3 protein-coding genes and 1 pseudogene are annotated in these 4046 nt (G+C 56.4%); 1 reads left to right on the forward strand and 3 read right to left on the reverse strand.

Features of this window, described 5'->3' with window-relative positions; all coding sequences use genetic code 11:
- The first annotated feature begins 200 nt into the window (after window positions 1-200).
- Window positions 201-1220, forward strand: coding sequence for a magnesium/cobalt transporter CorA (corA, locus tag ABX962_RS31840; protein WP_372725655.1), 1020 nt, complete (start codon window positions 201-203; stop codon window positions 1218-1220).
- 25 nt (window positions 1221-1245) lie between these two features.
- Here corA and ABX962_RS31845 read toward each other — a convergent pair whose 3' ends face one another.
- The 3 genes and pseudogenes from ABX962_RS31845 to ABX962_RS31855 all read right to left on the reverse strand — a co-directional run.
- The gene (locus ABX962_RS31845) at window positions 1246-2376 is read right to left on the reverse strand and encodes a helix-turn-helix domain-containing protein (protein ID WP_372725657.1); all 1131 of its coding nucleotides are present in this window, start codon (window positions 2374-2376) and stop codon (window positions 1246-1248) included.
- Between the two features lie 146 nt (window positions 2377-2522).
- The gene (locus ABX962_RS31850; protein WP_372725658.1) at window positions 2523-3710 is read right to left on the reverse strand and encodes a cysteine desulfurase family protein; all 1188 of its coding nucleotides are present in this window, start codon (window positions 3708-3710) and stop codon (window positions 2523-2525) included.
- A pseudogene (locus tag ABX962_RS31855) lies at window positions 3707-4046 on the reverse strand (hypothetical protein); the annotation flags it as partial. The pseudogene ABX962_RS31855 and the gene ABX962_RS31850, both read right to left, overlap by 4 nt.

Below are 4046 nucleotides of genomic sequence, written 5' to 3' on the forward strand. Positions count from 1 at the left end.
ACAAGGCAGATTAGTCGGTTCATCAGATCAGCGGGGTTGGTAGAGAAAAGGGACCGAAACGATTTGCAAGGATCGATTGGGCACTATATTGCAGAAAACAAAGTGTCATCATGCGATGACCTTGGTTTTCACAGTGTTTCATTACCATCATGGTAGTTGATTAGACTTTCATTGTAAGCGGATCGCACAGGAACGTCGTTTTGAGCCCCGGAAGCCCTCGCCCTGAATCATCCCCACCGCAGCGGTGCGTGATCAACTCGGCCGCCTATCACAATGGGGTGCGAGTGGCCGACGTGCCGATCCCGGATCTCGGCGATGCCTGGACCCATTCAAACCGCTTCATTTGGGTCGGACTGTACGAGCCGAACGAGCAGGTGCTCTCGCATATCCAAAAGGCATTCGGGCTGCACGACTTGGCGATCGAAGATGCCCATGCTGCCCACCAACGTCCAAAGCTCGAAGTCTATGACGATTCACTGTTTGTGGTCATGCGAACCGCGCGGTTATGTGAACGGGGGGATCACCGGATCGAATTTGGTGAAACTCATGTGTTTCTCGGCCCCCGTTACATCATCACCGTGCGGCATGGTTCGTTGACGTCTCACGTGGGGCTGCGGGCGCGGTGCGAATCGACGCCGAATTTGTTGGCCAAGGGCGAAGGTTTTGTGTTGCACGCGTTGATGGACTTTATTGTCGACCAATATTTCCCTGTGGTCGATGCGTTGGAAGCCGAGCTCGAGGAACTCGAAGACCATATTTTCAGCGGACAATTTGTCCGTAGCGTGACATCTCGGATCTACCATCTCCGGCGCGATCTGCTGGCGCTGAAACAAGCGGTCACCCCGCTCAGTGATGTGTCGGCGCACCTAACACGGATGGAATCCGATCTGATCCCTGCGGACACGCGGCCCTACTTTCAAGATGTTCACGACCACGTCAGCCGCATTGCCGAGTTGATTGACAATCTGCAACAACTTTCGCACACCGCGCTGGAAAGCAATCTCGCGTTGATCTCGGTCGCCCAGAACGATGACATGAAACGGTTAGCGGGTTGGGCGGCGATCCTTGCGGTTCCCACCATGATCGCAGGATTGTACGGGATGAATTTCAAACACATGCCTGAAACCGAATGGACGTGGGGTTATCCGTTCATCTTGTCTCTGATGATCTTGTCCTGTGTTTTGTTGTATCGATGGTTCCGCCGGCTCGGTTGGTTCTAAACCTCGAACCGCATTGGATCTCGATTTAGCACCCGAGCTTGTCGGCAAGCTCTTCGGACGCCAACCGCAACTCCGCGTCGTCGTGCAATAGCGATTCGGTTTTGCGGATCGCGTGCAAGACGGTCGAATGGTCACGACCCCCAAAGTGTTCGCCGATGTGAGTCACGCTTTTAGAAGTCACTCGGCGTGCCAACCACATCGCCAACGATCGAGCACGAACGATGTGTTGTTTACGTGAACTGCTACGCAGATCTTTCGCCTTCAAACGAAAATAGCGTGCGACGGTGTTGGTGATTTTGTTGAGCGGAATTTCCTCGTCGGGTGCCGCCGACTGGATCGCCGAGGCAATCGCTTCGCAACAGGGCGGCGATTGGTTCATCCGGCACCACAGATCGACTTGGCGAATTGCGGCGGACAGAGCACGTACGGGAAGCGATTGCTCGAGACCGTCGTCCAACATTTGAATCAGCGGAGCGTCAAGCTCGAGACCCAACTGCAGCGCCAACTCGGTCAACAACATCGTTCGCGTCCGACCCACCGGACAACTGACCGCGATCGTCAAACCGGGCAACGATCGGCTGACGAGTGCCGGTCGCAATCCACGCACCTCGGTGGGCAGCCGACGACACGTTAACACCGTGGGTTGTTGCAACTCACTACGTGCTTCGATCCGCTGGGCCAATTCTTCCTGAGCCGCTGGTTTGCTGGTGATCAAATGCAGGTCATCGATGATCAACACCGGAACGTCATCGATTTCTTGTCGCAAATGTTGCAAGTCATCCGCAGCGACCGCTTCGGCAAACCGGCGAGCAAATTCAATCGCCGGAAGATGCTGCACACCGCTGGCGTCAATGTACCCCAGTTTGTTTGCGTGACGCACCGACATATGAAGCGCCAAGGCAGTTTTGCCTGACCCGCTTGGACCGACCAGTAGAACCGGGTTGCCCAGCTCGAACACCGATGTTTCTTGCCGAGCGACAAAGGCGGCTAAGCGATTCTCGGGGCCCGCAATGAAATAGGGCAGCAGGATCGGGCTGACGGTGGATTCACGACGGCGTACCTTTAGCGGCGGACGTTCCAGCGGAAATGCGAATACTTCGCTCTCCACCGGAGGACGCTTGAGGTTGGGCTCGGCTGTCAGCGTTACAGATGACAAAACAGCAATGTCGTGATCCCACGTCGCCGCGTCGTAGGAAGGTTCATAAACTGGACACCTACAAGTTCTGCGTGCGGCGACGCAGAACGTCCTTCAAACCAGCGGGATTATACCGAATCAAAGATGGATAACGAGGGGGAAAATACTTAGTTTTCCACAGACCGTTTTTGCGTTAAACGCTTGTAGCAACTAGAGATACGTTCGATTGCCGAGTCGATTTTTTTCTCCGTGGAAAACTTTGACACCCCAAACCGCAGTGCCGATTGCACCTGTTCTGCGGGTAATCCCATCGCTAACAACACATGGCTGGGGGGGCTGCTGCCGCTGCTGCATGCCGATCCGCTGCTGCAAGCGACGCCGGCCATGTCCAATGCCATCAACATCGATTGCCGATCCGCTCCTAAAAACGACAGACAAGTCGTATTGGGAAGTCGCGGCGCCCGAGCGGCGTCGGCTTCCTCTGACAAACACCCATGCACGACCAAAGGGGGATGAGCCGATCGTAAACCCTGTTCTAGGCGATCTCGCAGCGAACCGAGCCGAGGCTGTATTTGCGGCAATTCGCTCGTCGCCAATTGCAGTGCGGTTGCCATCCCACAGATCAGCGGCACCGGCTCGGTCCCCGGACGGCTTTCGAGTTGCTGTTCACCGCCGTGCAGCAACGGTAGCAGTTTGACGCCTCCGTCGATCCACAGACCGCCGATCCCGGTGGGGCCATGGAATTTGTGGGCCGACATGGTGACCGCGGACGCACCGAGTGTGCGAAACGAGATCGGTACTTTTCCGATCGACTGGGTCGCATCGACATGGAATGTCACACCAAGATCGCGGCAAATCTGTGCCGCTTGCTCAATCGGCTGGATCACTCCGGTTTCATTGTTGGCGGACATCAACGACACCAACCCTGCGGTTCGATTGCCTCCTTGAATCAAATCGGCGAGCGAGTCGATTTTGGCAACCCCGGCACGATCGACATCCAACCAACGGATTTCGCGTCTCTGAGCGGCCAGCTGTTCCGCGACCGCAATCACGCTGGGGTGCTCGATCCGGCTGATTACGATCGGGGCGTCGGGATCGGCAAGTCCACGGAGGGCAAGATTGTTCGATTCGGTGCCACCGCTGGTAAAAATCAGCCTCGGGCCGCCGGGTTGATCCAAGGGCGAATCGATCGCGGAACCGATCATGTCAATCGCCTCGTCAATCCGTAGCCGCGCCGCACGACCGACCGCATGTTGGCTCGACGCGTTGCAGGGGCCGCTGCGGAGCACGTCCAACATCACGTCGACGACACGAGGATCGATCTCGGTGGTGGCATTGTTATCGAGATAGATCACTTGGCACCTAATTCGCTAGGGCTTGGTTTGGGCGGCTGGCGTGCTTCGCTGGTTCCCGCAGCGTCGGGCCGCGACAGTACCTTCAACTGCTCTGAATCAGGAAAATCCTTCAATGCCTCCTCCAATAATCCGGTCGCCAATTCGTCGCGTTGGGCCGATCGCATGTCGAGGATCAAGTCTCGGTACTGAGTCACAAGCATTTGGTCGATTTTCGCCTCCAACTCGGCCGCGGTTTGCTTTCGCTGGGCCAATTCAAACAAGGGGGGCATCAGTAAATAGAGTTCACGATTGGCGAGCCGCTGGATCACTGGCCAAAATACTTTGGCGTGGCCGGGG

The sequence above is a fragment of the Novipirellula sp. genome, assembly GCF_041583735.1.
Classification (GTDB): Bacteria; Planctomycetota; Planctomycetia; order Pirellulales; family Pirellulaceae; genus Novipirellula.